Origin of the sequence: Coprothermobacter sp., from assembly GCA_013824685.1 — a bacterium.
Lineage (GTDB): Bacteria > Caldisericota > Caldisericia > Cryosericales > Cryosericaceae > Cryosericum.
This window is the reverse complement of record PNOG01000019.1, coordinates 1-12,687: the sequence shown is the minus strand read 5'-3', so window position 1 is coordinate 12,687 and position 12,687 is coordinate 1. Positions and strand designations below refer to the sequence as shown.

Sequence of the window (12,687 nt, the reverse complement as noted above, 5' to 3'; positions counted from 1 at the left end):
CGCGCAAACGGATGGGTCTGGAGGTATCCCTCTCCCACGACCTCGTTCCTGGTGCGTATCGTCAGCATCCCTTTGCCCTTCATGGCATCGCGTGCGTTCACCGCGAGGTTGAGCAGGATCTGCGTCATCTGTGACTGGTCCAGCAGGACGTTCCACGCCGTCTGCTCGTCGTCACGGACGATCTCGATGGTGGCCGGCAGCGATTGCTTCAGGATGGCCAGGGTCACATCGAGCGCGGCCGTGATCTTTATGGGCACCGGCAGGACCATGGCACTGCGACCGAAGGTCAGCAGGCCTTTCGTGAGGTCCGCCGCCTGACGGGCAGCGGTCTCGGCCGCATTCAGGTTTTCGAGCAACGGGTCTGCTGGAGGCAGGCTGCTGCGCATGAGGGCGATGTTGCCCAGGATGCCGGTCAGCAGGTTGTTGAAGTCGTGCGCCACGCCTCCTGCCAGCTGGCCGATGGCGTCCATCTTCTGGGACTGCCGGAGTTGAGCCTCTGCCTTCTCACGCGCCGCTTCTGCCTGCTTGCGCTCGGTGATGTCGCGGATGTAGCAGCCCAGGCCCACGCGCCCGCTCGGGAGGGGCACCGGGAACTTGATGGTCTGGTAGATTCTCGGGCCCACTGACTCCTCAGCCGTGACCCTTTTCCCCTTCTCCAAGGCCTCTTGATCGCTGGCCCGGCAGTGTTTGGCGGCCTCGTTGGGCATGAGGTCGAAGTCCGTACGGCCGATCACGTTCCCTTCGGATTTGCCCAGGAAAGAGTTGTTCGCCCCGTTGCTGATGAGGTAGCGGAAGGACTCGTCCTTCAGAAACACCAGATCGGAGGTGGCGTCGATGAAGGTGCGGTAGCGCATCTCGCTTGCCCGCAGCGCCTCCTCCGTCCGCTTGCGGTCTGTGACATCACGGTAGATGGCGTAAACCGCCTCCACCTTCCCTGCGATCAGAATAGGTGCGCCGATGACGGACACATCAACGAGGGTGTCGTCCTTCCTGCGCCGCACCGTTTCCAGTAAGATTTTTCCCCCTTGGCCGGTAGATGCTGTTATCGCCCTGGCTTCTTCCTGGCGCGCGGGAGGGGCCACCAAATCGTCGATACATTGTCCAACGGCTTCATCAACCTCATAGCCAAACATGCGCTCGAACTCGGCGTTCACCTGAATGACCTTGCCCTGGATATCGGTGATCGCAATGCCTTCCGGGGCTGTCTCCACCAGTCGGTCGAAGAATGCTCGCTCCCGCTGAGTCTCTTCCTCCGCCCGCTTGCGGTCGGTGATGTCGGCGATGAATCCTTCGATGTAGAGCAATTGCCCGGCATCGGAGAAGATGCCTCTCCCCCGCTCCCAGACCCAATGATCGGTTTCTCCGCTGGCGACGACAATGGGGTACTCATGTTGGAAAACCTTCTTCTGCTGAACAGAATCCTGCACGTTAAGCCACACCCGCTCCCGGTAGTCTGGGCGAATGATATCGTTGAAGGCCAACTTCTTGTTGTGCAGGAAATCTTCGGGTGCATAGCCCGTGATTTGCCTGCACCCATCGCTGATAAACGACATGGTCCAGTCGCGGTCGTTGTCACAACGATAGACAAACCCGGGAAGATTGCTGATCATGATACGGAAGCGTTCCTCGCTATTTCGCAGCGCCTTCTCCGCCTGCTTCTGCACTATGGAATCCTCTCCAGAACGGATTTCCTTGTCAATCGTGGTCGCCCCTCTTGCCTGTTTTCAGGCCACGTTTGTCCACGTTGGCCCATCTCCCGCACTGCCCGCGACTGTCTTTTCCATGTTTGTTGCATTCGCAGCTCCTGAACTCTTCTTGACTTCGTCGAATGGCAGTTCTCTCGCCGTACACGCGAAACGTAGGGAACTCGCACGATTCTGTTCTCAGGATAGTGGCGGAACAACACGGGTCAAGTGCTGCAGTGAGTCGACACGCAGTGATGTGGACAACTAGGCACCTTGCTATTCACAGACTTGCCCCGTGGAGTCATTGACGCAGAACGCCACACGGCTATATATAGTGTGGCAATTGAATTCTGAACATGTGTCGCGGCCCGGCGCGTGGTCACCGGGGAACAGGAGGCAAGTGATGGAGCAAGTGCGCAAGATCTTGATCATCCTCTCTACGGCCGAACGCGAGAAAGCCATGGCCGGCTTGATGTACGCCAAGAACACCCATGACAACCACTGGTTTGATGATGTGCGCGTCATTCTGTTTGGCCCTTTCGAACGACTTCTCGTCGAGGACAAGGAGATCCGGGACCTCGGTGCGGAGATTTTCAAGGTTGTTGTTCATCCCGTCGCCTGCAATACGTTCGCAGACGAGCCGGTCGTGAGCGATGCCATCAAGAGCCTGGGGTGCGAGATCGATCAGGTGGGAGGCATCATCTCGGAGTGCATTCGAAACGGCTACGTTCCCCTCGTGTTCTAGACGTTCCGTCTCACCATAGTCGCATGAATCGCAAGCGCCCCGGTCTCCCGGGGCGCTTGCGTTCCAGCTATCTTCTGCGCTACTACTCCTTCTTCCTCTCGCACAACTCAAGAAGGACGCCATGCGTCGCCTTGGGGTGCACGAACGCTATCCGAGCCCCACCTGCACCGTTGCGAGGCGTCTCGTCGATCAACTGAACACCCTTGGCTTTCAGTTCCGCAAGGGCCGCTTCGATGTCGTCGACTCGGATCGCGATGTGATGCAAGCCCTCGCCGCGCTTCTCGATGAACTTGGCGACCGAGCTATCCGCGCTGGTAGGCTCCAGCAGCTCGACCTCCGTGTCACCCACAGGCAAGAACGCCGTTCTCACGTGCTGTTCGGTCACCTCTTCGATGCCGTGCAGCTCGATACCCAGCGACGTCTCCCAGAATGACAGCGACTCCTGCAGGCTGGAAACGGCAATGCCGATATGATCAATGTTCTTCAGGTTCATGTGTTCCTCCAGCTTTGCTCGAAGATGATGTCTGCCAATGAATATGGGTCGCTCTGCTTGCTGGCGACCTTCTCCAGCTCGGCCTGAACGGCCGGCTGGTCCAGCTGCTGCTTCATCGTGTCGGCCAGGCGCGCCTTGAGAATCTCGAGCACGTCGAGCTTGGCCATCCGTCTCTTGAGTGCGTCCAGCTTCCCTGAGGCCACGAGATGCATGCGATGCCGTTCTATCGTGTCCACAACGGTGTCGATGCCGGTGTTCAGTTCGGCCGACGCCTTGAGTACGGGCGGATTCCAGCCCGTCATCATGGACAGTTGCAGGACGGACTCGACCTGCGTTGCCGTACGGTCTGCTCCATCGCGGTCCGCCTTGTTGATGATGAACAGGTCACCGATCTCCATCATGCCTGCCTTCATGGCCTGAATGTCGTCACCCATGCCGGGCGCCATGACAACGGCTGTCGTATAGGCGACATCGTGGACGTCGACCTCGGCCTGACCCGCACCAACGGTCTCGACAAAGATCCAGTCGAACCCCGCGGCGTCAAGGATGCGGGCAGCCATACGAGTGGCACGGTTGAGGCCGCCGAGTGACCCCCGGGTTCCCATGCTGCGGATGTAGACATCGCGCATGAGAGCAACGTCGAACATACGGACCCGGTCCCCCAGGATTGCACCGCCCGAGAAGGGACTGCTGGGATCGACCGCCAGAATGCCGACCTTCTGTCCACGACCGGCCAGGACTGCGGCCAGTCGCGAAACCAGCGTACTCTTGCCCGCACCGGGCGAACCGGTCACTCCGACGATATAGGCGCGCCCTGTGCTCGCATAGACGCCGCGGATCACCTCGGCGCCGCGTGGATCGCCATTCTCGACCCACGTGATCGCACGCGCGACCGCTTTCGTATCGCCCGCCAGGACACCCAGCTTGACGTCCACTTGACTAGGCTTCCCTCTTCACGTGGCTCCGGATGTAGTCGACACAGGTGGCGAGTGGAGTTCCCGGTCCAAAGACCTCACTGATCCCATGCTCTTTGAGGAACGGGATGTCGTCTTCAGGGATGACCCCTCCGCCCATGATCAGCATATCGTCAGCTCCCCTTGCCCGCAGCAGGTCGACAACTTTCGGAAACAGCGTGTTGTGCGCTCCCGACAGGCACGACAGGGCGACCACGTCCACATCTTCCTGCACGGCGACCTCCGCAATCTGCTCAGGTGTACGGCGGATGCCCGTGTAGATGACTTCCATGCCTGCATCCATGAAAGCCCGTGCCAGGACTTTGGCTCCACGATCGTGCCCGTCAAGGCCAGGCTTTGCCACGAGGACTCTGATCTTCTGTTCCATGGTCTCCTCCTTAGAACGACGCGTCCGGCCGATATTCGCCGAACACCGAGCGCAGCACGTCGCAGACTTCGCCGAGGGTCGCGTATGCGTCGACCGCGTCGATGAGGACAGGCATCAGGTTTGCATCACTGACGGCGGCAGCCTTGACCTGAGCAAGTGCAGCTTCGACCTTGGCGGCATCGCGGCGGCTCTTCATCGCAGCCAGCTCCTTGTGCCTCTTCTCATAGAGGGCGGAGTCGATGCGCATGAGGTTTGTGAATGGCTTGTCCTGGACCTGGAACTTGTTGACGCCGACGATGACCTTCTTGCCTGACTCGATTTCCAGCTGGTACTGATAGCTGCTGTTCTGAATCTCCTTCTGGATGAACCCTCGCTCGATCGCCTTCACTGCCCCGCCGAGCTCATCGATCTTGGCGATGTACTTCAAGGCCTCTTCCTCGATGCGGTTGGTCATGGATTCCACAAAGTAGCTGCCTGCAAGAGGGTCCACCGTATCGGCCACTCCCGACTCGTATCCGATGACCTGTTGTGTCCGGAGGGCAATGCGCACCGAGTCCTCGGTCGGCAGCGACAGGGCCTCGTCACGACTGTTCGTATGAAGTGACTGGGTACCGCCCAGTACCGCGGCAAGAGCTTGCAGCGTCACGCGTACGACATTGTTGTCCGGCTGCTGGCTGGTCAGCGTGCACCCTGCCGTCTGCGTGTGAAAACGCAGCATCAGGCTCTTCGGATTCTGTGCATGGAAGCGCTCCTTCATGATCCGCGCCCACATGCGGCGGGCGGCACGGAACTTGGCGACTTCCTCCAGCAGGTTGTTGTGCGCATTGAAGAAGAACGACACCCGAGCTGCGAAACTGTCGACATCGAGTCCTGCCTTGACCGCAGCTTCGACATAGGCGATCCCGTCTGCGAGCGTGAATGCGACCTCCTGAACCGCCGTGCATCCAGCCTCACGCATGTGATAGCCGCTGATGCTGATCGTATTCCAGTTAGGGACTTGCTTGGAGCAATAGGCAAAGATGTCATTGATGATACGCATCGACGGGGCCGGCGGATAGATATAGGTACCGCGAGCGCTGTATTCCTTGAGGATATCGTTCTGAATGGTGCCGTTCAGCTTGTCAGCACTGATGCCCTTGCGTCGGGCAAGCGCGACATACATTGCCAGCAGAACCGCGGCGGGCGCGTTGATGGTCATGGACGTGCTGACCTGGTCGAGCGGGATGCCATCGAACAGCACCTCCAGGTCCGCGAGCGAACTGACCGACACGCCGACCTTGCCCACCTCGCCCTCCGAGAGTGGATAGTCCGCGTCCATGCCCAGCTGAGTAGGAAGATCGAACGCGATGGACAGGCCGGTCTGGCCCTGGTTCAGCAGATATTTGTACCGGCGGTTGGACTCCTCCACCGTGGCGAACCCCGCGTACTGGCGCATGGTCCAGAGACGGCCGCGATACATTGTGGCCTGATACCCTCTCGTGTACGGATACTCCCCGGGGAACCCAAGGTCGCGCATGTAGTCCATCTCGCCAACGTCCTCGGGCGTGTAGAGCAGCTTGACGTCGATGCCGGAACTTGTCGCGCAGTCCGAATAAGCCTTGCATGTCTTGCCGGCAGGGATCTTGTCAGCACCCTCCTGCCACTTCGACTTTGCAGCTTTCAGTCTCCCCACAGTTTCCTTGTCGTACATTCGATCACCTCGCTGTTGACATGTCCACGGTAGGCCCAGGGCGTGATAGCACCCGATGTCCGCCTCGGAGAAAGTATAGCAGGAAACGAGGACCTCACCACGTGCGCGGCAACTGTGACCTGGGTGACTTGTTCCCGCTCCCGCGCGCCCATCCGTCATGCCCTCTGCGTATTGTCATTCCCGCGCAGGCGGGAATCCATTCCTTGTCGTCCCTCAGCGCAGTAATCGGCTGTATACTGACATCGTGGCATGGGGCGTGGTGTGCTGCCCCGACCTCAGGGGGATGGGATGCTAGGAGCAATCGCAGGAGACATCATCGGTTCGGTCTATGAGTTTCACCCCATCAAGTCGATGGATTTCCCTCTGTTCGGCAAACGTTCGGAGTGGACAGACGACACGGTGCTGACCATAGCCGTGGCCGAGACACTGCTGACAGGCCGTCCGTACAACGAAACGATACGCGAGTTTGCGCTGGAGAAGTCAGATGCCGGCTTCGGTGGGATGTTCAGGCAGTGGTTCACGACACAAGGTTCGAAACCCTACAACAGCTTCGGCAACGGTTCGGCCATGCGCGTCAGCCCCGTGGGCTGGGCGTTCGAGACGCTGGAGCGGACACTGGCAGAGGCGCAGGGTTCGGCCGAGGTGACCCACAACCACCCCGAGGGCATCAAGGGCGCACAATCTGTGGCAGCTGCCATCTTCCTCGCCCGGCAGGGGGCCGGCCAGACCGACATCCGGGACGCTCTGGAGACTCGGTTCGGGTATGACTTGCACCGCACCTACAAGGACATCCAGCCGTCCTGCTCGTTCGACGAGACATGCCAGCGGTCCGTGCCCGAGGCACTCATCTGCGTGCTGACCTCCACGTCCTTCGAGGACGCGGTGCGCTGTGCGGTCGCTTTAGGCGGAGACGCCGACACACAGGCCGCCATAGCAGGCTCGATCGCCGAGGCACTGTATGGCGGAGCTCCGGCGGATATCGCGAGGGAGGCCCGTGCCCGTCTTACCCCGCAGTTCATCGGTATCCTCGACGCCTTTCAGGAGAAGTACCACATCCCGCGGTCATAGAGTATCTAGCAAGCCACTCCGTCATTCCCGCGCAGGCGGGAATCCAATCCCGCCTATGGGTCGGCCGGTCCTGGTTTGGGCACAGTACTAACTGCACATAGGGGGTGACACATGAGACAGATAACCGATGATGAGTACGCCACCATAGAGGAAAGCGGATTACAGATTGGCCACTGGCTCGAGTCCGAGATGACTAAGCGTGAGCGCAAGGAGTTTGACGCGCTTTCGCATGAGGAGAAGATCATCGCCAAGGTAGAGTACCTTGAAAGGAAGAGAGAAGAGAGGAAAGCGAAGGCACAAGCGTACCTGGCTGCACACCCTACTCCAGAAAAGTGGATTGCTCCCGATGACCCTACTGCCAGGACAGAGGGGAGCATGAATGACGTAGATGCGTGTCTGGCCGCGCTTCGAGAGCATTGGACGGTTGGCAAGTCGCGCTAGCGGCTTACCGTGACTTTCCGCATCGAGTCATATTCAGAAGATGTTATGTGACAGTGGTTTGACAGCAAGTGACGGATCAAATCCCAGCCCAGGGAGGGCATATGGCAATTATCGTCTCAAGGAACGGACATGACGCAATGAAGGTGGAACGCAGCACATTCAGTAAGGAAGATGATCTGCAGGCGTATCTGAGCAACAATCCTGAGGCATTGCCTGTCGATCAGATTCGGGAGGGTACCAAGATCCTGGTTCTGGCCAGGGAATTTGCCACACAGGCGGGGCCGATCGATATCCTTGCCGTCGATGAACGGGGCAAACTCTATGTCATAGAGACGAAACTCTACCGCAACCCGGACAAGCGCGACGTGGTAGCGCAAGTTCTCGACTACGGGGCCGCACTTTGGCGGCACTCATCAGAATTCAGTGATTTCAGGGTCGCGTTGTCGGAGCAAGTTCAGAAGAAGTACCATGTGAGCCTGGAGGAACAGATTTCATCGGCGTTCGGCACCGACGAAGAGGGTACGTCCGCACTCCTGCAGGCGACGGCCAGCTGCCTCGAGGAAGGAACATTCCTGTTCATGGTTCTCATGGACCAGGTTCATGACGGGCTCCGCGATCTCGTATCCTATCTGAACGCTAACAGTCATTTCCAGCTATACGCAGTCGAACTGGAGTATTACCACCACGACTCATACGAGATTCTCATGCCTCACGTGTTCGGTGCAGAGGTGAAGAGCGCCGCCGCCGCGCCCGCTCAATCCGCGCGCACGTGGACGGTTCCTGAGGTTGTCGATGAAGCTGAACGGCGGGCCGGTATCGGTTGGGCATCGATCGTCCAGAGAGTTCTTGACTGGGCTCATGAGAACGCGTTTGGGGTGTCCTGTGGCAGGGGCCAGATTGCGACACTGACAGTGAGAGCCGTCACAGGAGAACACGAGACACGCTTCCTGCAGGTTGCTGCAAACGGTGCCCTCTATGTGTACTTCGAGTTCCTGAAGTCATCGCCTGCTTTTGTAGACGCGGAGCGACGGCAGACATTGCTGAACGACATCAACAGTATCACGGGTGCGAACCTGCCCAGCTACATGATTGATCGTTGGCCACGCTTGGGATCTGAATTCCTGAGCGACCCTGGGATTCTCGACAGGTTCCTGGCCAGACTGAAGGAAGCCATGGAGACGGCTCGGTCATAGGACACGTTCTGTTGGGGTTCACGTGACGGCCTGCAACTCTGGTGTATCATTTCCGGCCACCACACCGCCATACCCCGTTCCATCTTGTCATTCCCGCGAAGGCGGGAATCCAGTCGTGGTGAGCACTGCGTCATCTTGCGGAGAGACTACACCGTGTGTTTGGACAGTTCGGCGAGTTGCGCCGGCAGCACTTCTGGCAGATTGGCAATGAATGCCTCAAGCATCTGCTGATCCTCAATGAAAGGTTGCAGGTCCACTGCAACTTCAGCCGGCTTCAACGCTGCAGCTTTTTTGGTGGCATCCTGCAGAACGTCCTCGGGTGTCCTGGCCTTGAGCACAGCCAGAACGCGAGGCCAATTGGGTGTGAGGCGCCAGTTCTGACGCTGTGACTCCTGCAGGAACCAGACCAGGTCGAACACGTCACGACCCTTGAAAGGCACTGTCTGCGTCGCTCCCTTCTGGTACACCCGTCCGATGAAGGCGGCCAGTTTGTTGCCAAACAGCGTCGGCAGATCATAGGCACGGACGAAGAACATGGTTCTCGCTGTGCTGATCGGAGCCCGCTGGTCACCGTACAGGCCGGCCTGTTCAAGGGCCAGATCGCAACGAAGAAACAGCGTGGGAGAGTCGGATGAGCTGTGAACCAGCCCCAGCTGCTTCAGGACAGGGAATTTCAGAAAGACGGACATCCCGTTCCCGGTCACCTTCGTCCCCATGTTGCTGTAATGTAGAGAGCGCTGGACATACGCCTGAACATCGTCTGCAAAGGCCTGGGCATCGACCGTTCCATCGACGTCGAAATCAAGGTCCTCGGACAATCTGGGCAGACCGTAGAGGAGACGCAGACACGTCCCGCCAGTGAACAGGAAGGCGCGATACGCTGGGTGATTGTAGACAAACTCGAGGACGTATTCTTGCAACGCTTCCTTCAGCTTCGTCCGCAGTACAAGGGGGTCGAGGTCCGGATTGGCGGCAATGATCTCGGAGAGTCGTTCTTCGATCATAGGATGTTCTCCTTCTGAAGTAGAGTCAGGACGTGCTTCATCTTGGGGATGTTCGTCGAGCGGACGAGCGTGGCGAATCGGCGGCGTTCCCTCGGAACAAGCGCATCCCAGTTGAACCGGCCCGTCTCAAGCAGATACGTCTTCGTATCTCGAGCGGTCTTGAACGGTCGCAAGTACAGGGCGTCGAACAGGGCTTTGGCTGGCGAGGCAATGGCCACAGTAAGTCCGCGATACTTCACGGTGTCATATCCGGTGGACAGCTCTGGACGGCGAATCTGGCGGTAGACAAACGTGCCAATGGGCGTCGTATAGACACGGGGCGTCTTTTGCGTCACGCAGGTGATGGCGAAGGGAGACTCCGGTATCAGACCCGCTCGTTCGAGAACGTACTCCAGCGAAATGTACGACGGAAAACGCACGATACCCGAGAGGTACTCCAATAGCCGCTGCTTTCCGTCCGGTGTCATGCCTGCAGCCTGCCATGATGGTACAGGAACGTAGAGCCCGGACCGTATCGGGATGAGTTCCCCTGTCTGTTGCATGCGACGCGCCCGGTAGTCCAGTGTCGCAGGCGATACGTCGAGAAGCACGCCGAGGTTCTGCTTAGTGACGTATGGCATCGTTGCAAGTGCCTTCCGCACCATTGTGCGATCCATGTTCTGCTCCACTTTTACGAGAGTTCTTTCGTAATAATGGAGCAAAACGATGCCGATGTCAAGGGCGATAGTCACGACGACAGTGCGCTGCTATTGCTTGGAATAGACTACAATTCTGAGCCGAGGCCTCCTTCTCTGTCATTCCCGCGCAGGCGGGAATCCAGTCTCGTCCCTGTTGGATCGGTGTACAGTTCTTCTACTTCGTCGGTGTCAGCATACTTGCACTCCTTTTCGAAGAAGGATGCGAGGCGTATCAGATTCCGACGGGACTCATTGACAAACCCGCCAATCGGCTACAGTAGTGGTGTCGGCCATTGTGGAGGAGGAGAGATGCTGTCGGCCTACCTTGGCATTACGGACAACAACTGGTTTGACTACTTGCGGCGGAACCAGATCACCGACGAGGTGAACTTCTGGATTCCCAGCGCTCCGCCACGCAAGCTCATCGAACCTGGGACGCTCTGGCTCCTCAAGCTCCACAGCCCTCTCGACTTCATCGCGGGCGCGGGCGTGTTCATGCACTACTCAGTCTTTCCCCTCCAGATGGCCTGGGATGCCTTTTGCGATCACAACGGAGCACCGACGCTGGACGCGTTCCGAAACGCCATTATGCGGCACAAGCAACCCGGTGCAGATTCATGGAACACCGACGTGGGGTGTGCAGTCCTCGATCAGGTCGTCTACTTGCCCCGCGAGCTCTGGGTTCCGTGTCACACTGGCAGTCTCGTGAGTGGCAAGCATATGGCCAGCGCCGACGATCAGACTATCGTGCGACAGGTACTCCGCAACTTGGAACTGACCCCATCGACGCCGCAGGTTCATGCACTGCCCTTCTACAGCTCTGACTACACGCCGCAGTATGCCCTGCGTGAGGTCCGTCAAGGCCAGGGGACGTTCCGCGTCGAAGTGACCGATGCCTATCATCGTCAGTGTGCAGTCAGCAGAGAGCACTCGCTGCCCGTCCTTGAAGCCGCGCATATCATCGAATGGTCCGACACACATACCAACGACGTCACCAACGGTATCCTCCTGCGTGCCGACATCCACAAGCTGTTCGATGCCGGCTACGTCACTATCGACCCTGACGGCTACCGGTTTGTGGTCAGCAAGCGCCTCAAAGAAGACTACGACAACGGCAAGGAGTACTACCAGCTTCACGGTTCGCGCATCCTGCTGCCGGACGATGAGGAGGCGTGGCCCAGTAAGGCAGCGCTGGATGCGCACAATAGTGGCGGCTTCCGAGTGTACGGGAATGGAGGATAAGATGAGTAACCAGGCAGGCGATTCGGTTTGGCGGAAGACCGCTCAGGCATATGTGGCATCGGCTGTGAAGTTGTACTTAGACACGGAGGCACACGTTGTACGTGACAACCGTGAGAGCATGGGTGACGCTGCAAACGTAGTGTGTTCGATTGCCCGTGCCATGGAGCATCTGTTGAAACTGAGACTACTTCGCTTGGATCCTGCACTTCTGTACCCCATGCCAATGTCCCTTGAAACCTATGTAGTCGTGAAGGGACTCCCATATCACACGGACAAGAAGGAACCAGGACTCAATACCCTGAAAATGATTGGCTTCAGCGAAGCGCTGCGTCGCGTTCGGGCCACAATGGATACAGACCACAAGTCCTTGTGTGCATTCGAACGGGTGAGAAGACTGCGTGACAAGCTGGAACATCAATGGGATGACAATGCCGACTATCTGAGCAGCATCGTGGGAGAAATGTCTTCGCAGATCATTCCGGCATTGCAGGCATTCGTGTCGGACATCCTGAATGAGAAGCCTGGTTTGTACTTTGATGCACAGGCTCTTAGAAAAGTGGAGACGCTCGATCGGGCTTTGGCCGAGAAACATTCGCTGGTGCTCCAGCAACGCATTGAGACACAGAAAACCGAGTGGCAATCAAACCCTGGAGCATGTGCTCACAGGCATCACATACCTGGAGAGTACTTGTCCAGTGAAGTTCTCGAACTCAAAACTGATTGCCCTATATGTGGCGACCCCCTCCGCCTATACTGGGATATTGAAGCCGACTTTGATTACGATTGGGACACAGAGATGCCTATCGGTTCCGCAATGCCAGTTCCCAAGTGTGTGTGGTGTAGTAGGTGCCATTTCTATGCAGACGGGAAGGATATGGCCAGCTACCTACCCGATGATCTCGAGTACCCAGAGGATGAATCCTATGGGGAGTACTGCGACGTCTCACAGGCAGAAATAGACGAGTTGGCGCGAGAAGCACGCAACCAAAGCTGAGGCGACGGGTGCGAGAAGACGTGGCATAGGCGATACTAGTTGGAGGGAGTTAGTGTCTTTGGGGTCTGTCTTTGGGGTCTGTCTTTGGGGTCTGTCTTTGGGGTCTGTCTTTGG

13 protein-coding genes are annotated in these 12,687 nt (G+C 58.1%); 6 read left to right on the top strand and 7 right to left on the bottom strand.

Going from position 1 to position 12,687, the window contains the following annotated elements; translation table 11 throughout:
* The coding region (locus C0398_05965; GenBank protein ID MBA4365540.1) for a hypothetical protein at positions 1-1,664 on the bottom strand (1,664 nt) is incomplete at its 3' end.
* A 424-nt stretch (positions 1,665-2,088) separates the two neighbouring features.
* Here C0398_05965 and C0398_05960 point away from each other — a divergent pair.
* Positions 2,089-2,430 carry a hypothetical protein gene (locus C0398_05960; protein MBA4365539.1) on the top strand — a complete coding sequence of 114 codons (342 nt, stop codon included), beginning with the start codon at positions 2,089-2,091 and terminating at the stop codon, positions 2,428-2,430.
* Between the two features lie 82 nt (positions 2,431-2,512).
* On the opposite strand, the gene mce is transcribed toward C0398_05960, so the two are convergent.
* From mce to C0398_05940, 4 genes are read right to left on the bottom strand one after another with little or no spacing between them, the layout of a single operon-like run.
* Positions 2,513-2,923 (bottom strand): methylmalonyl-CoA epimerase, encoded by a 411-nt coding sequence (gene mce, locus C0398_05955; protein ID MBA4365538.1) that lies wholly within the window; start codon positions 2,921-2,923, stop codon positions 2,513-2,515.
* Positions 2,920-3,846, bottom strand: a complete 927-nt coding sequence (locus C0398_05950; GenBank protein ID MBA4365537.1) for a methylmalonyl Co-A mutase-associated GTPase MeaB — start codon at positions 3,844-3,846, stop codon at positions 2,920-2,922. Before C0398_05950 ends, mce begins: the two co-directional genes overlap by 4 nt.
* Before the next feature lie 16 nt (positions 3,847-3,862).
* Entirely contained in the window at positions 3,863-4,264 is a 402-nt protein-coding gene (locus C0398_05945) for a methylmalonyl-CoA mutase (protein MBA4365536.1), read from the bottom strand.
* Between the two features lie 10 nt (positions 4,265-4,274).
* The gene (locus C0398_05940; protein ID MBA4365535.1) at positions 4,275-5,954 is read right to left on the bottom strand and encodes a methylmalonyl-CoA mutase; all 1,680 of its coding nucleotides are present in this window, start codon (positions 5,952-5,954) and stop codon (positions 4,275-4,277) included.
* Positions 5,955-6,242: 288 nt separating this feature from the next.
* Here C0398_05940 and C0398_05935 point away from each other — a divergent pair, with 288 nt between their 5' ends.
* The 3 genes from C0398_05935 (at position 6,243) to C0398_05925 (ending at position 8,656) form a co-directional block, all read left to right on the top strand.
* On the top strand, positions 6,243-7,022 hold the full coding sequence (locus C0398_05935; protein MBA4365534.1) for a hypothetical protein: 780 nt from the start codon (positions 6,243-6,245) through the stop codon (positions 7,020-7,022).
* Between the two features lie 111 nt (positions 7,023-7,133).
* Positions 7,134-7,463 carry a hypothetical protein gene (locus C0398_05930; protein ID MBA4365533.1) on the top strand — a complete coding sequence of 110 codons (330 nt, stop codon included), beginning with the start codon at positions 7,134-7,136 and terminating at the stop codon, positions 7,461-7,463.
* 101 nt (positions 7,464-7,564) lie between these two features.
* Entirely contained in the window at positions 7,565-8,656 is a 1,092-nt protein-coding gene (locus tag C0398_05925) for a hypothetical protein (GenBank protein MBA4365532.1), read from the top strand.
* A 146-nt stretch (positions 8,657-8,802) separates the two neighbouring features.
* Here the strand turns inward: C0398_05925 and C0398_05920 are convergent, their stop codons facing one another.
* Positions 8,803-9,660 carry a hypothetical protein gene (locus C0398_05920; protein ID MBA4365531.1) on the bottom strand — a complete coding sequence of 286 codons (858 nt, stop codon included), beginning with the start codon at positions 9,658-9,660 and terminating at the stop codon, positions 8,803-8,805.
* Positions 9,657-10,316 carry a hypothetical protein gene (locus C0398_05915; GenBank protein MBA4365530.1) on the bottom strand — a complete coding sequence of 220 codons (660 nt, stop codon included), beginning with the start codon at positions 10,314-10,316 and terminating at the stop codon, positions 9,657-9,659. Before C0398_05915 ends, C0398_05920 begins: the two co-directional genes overlap by 4 nt.
* Positions 10,317-10,352: 36 nt before the next feature.
* Here C0398_05915 and C0398_05910 point away from each other — a divergent pair, with 36 nt between their 5' ends.
* Together C0398_05910 and C0398_05905 are read left to right on the top strand one after the other, a co-directional pair.
* On the top strand, positions 10,353-11,579 hold the full coding sequence (locus C0398_05910; protein MBA4365529.1) for a restriction endonuclease: 1,227 nt from the start codon (positions 10,353-10,355) through the stop codon (positions 11,577-11,579).
* 1 nt (position 11,580) lies between these two features.
* Complete coding sequence (locus C0398_05905) at positions 11,581-12,573, top strand: hypothetical protein (protein MBA4365528.1); 993 nt, start codon at positions 11,581-11,583, stop codon at positions 12,571-12,573.
* The last annotated feature ends 114 nt before the right edge of the window (positions 12,574-12,687 follow it).